Consider the following 660-nt stretch of genomic DNA (forward strand, 5'->3'; position numbering starts at 1 on the left):
CGATGACCGACACCGTCCCTGTTGAGAGCATCGCGGGCAGCGAGGGCCCCGGCCGGCGCTCCACGCGATCCGAGCGGACTGCCCTGCGTCTCGCGGAGTCGAGCAGGATGCGCGGCCCCTTCGAGGACGCCGGTTCGCTCATTGCCTTCGGCATCCGTGTCGTCAAGGAGCTGCCCGTCTGCGTGCGGCTCTACCCCGGCGAGATCCTGCGGCAGTGCTCGACCCTGATCCGGTCGAACGCGTTGGTCATCTTGTTCATGCTCTTCATGCTCGGCGCGCTGTTGGGCATCACGGGCTCCTTCCTCTTCGAGGGCATCGGGCTGGAGAGCTACGTCGCCGCCATCCCGGCCGTGCCCATGATGCGCGGCGTCGTCGAGATCGTGTTCGGCTGGGTGCTGGCCGCCAAGTACGGCTGCGGCATCGTGGCCGAGCTCGGCGCGATGCGGATCAGCGAAGAGATCGACGCGATGGACGTGATGGGGGTCCGGTCGCTGCCCTACCTCGTCGGATGCCGGGTGATCGCCAGCATCATCGTGCTGCCGGCGCTGTTCGTCACCTCGCTCGGTGTCTTCTTCGTCGCCAGCAAGCTGTTCTTCGTCGACCTGCTCAGCTCGGTGTCCGGCGGCGGCTTCAACTACATCCTGTTCCTGTTGCAGAGCC

General features: G+C 66.7%; 1 protein-coding gene. It reads left to right on the top strand.

Going from position 1 to position 660, the window contains the following annotated elements:
* Nucleotides 1-2 precede the first annotated feature (2 nt).
* The coding region (locus ACOADB_RS04620; protein ID WP_378596755.1) for an MlaE family ABC transporter permease at nucleotides 3-660 on the top strand (658 nt) is incomplete at its 3' end.

This window comes from Nocardioides sp. CPCC 206348 (assembly GCF_048654705.1).
Classification (GTDB): domain Bacteria; phylum Actinomycetota; class Actinomycetes; order Propionibacteriales; family Nocardioidaceae; genus Nocardioides.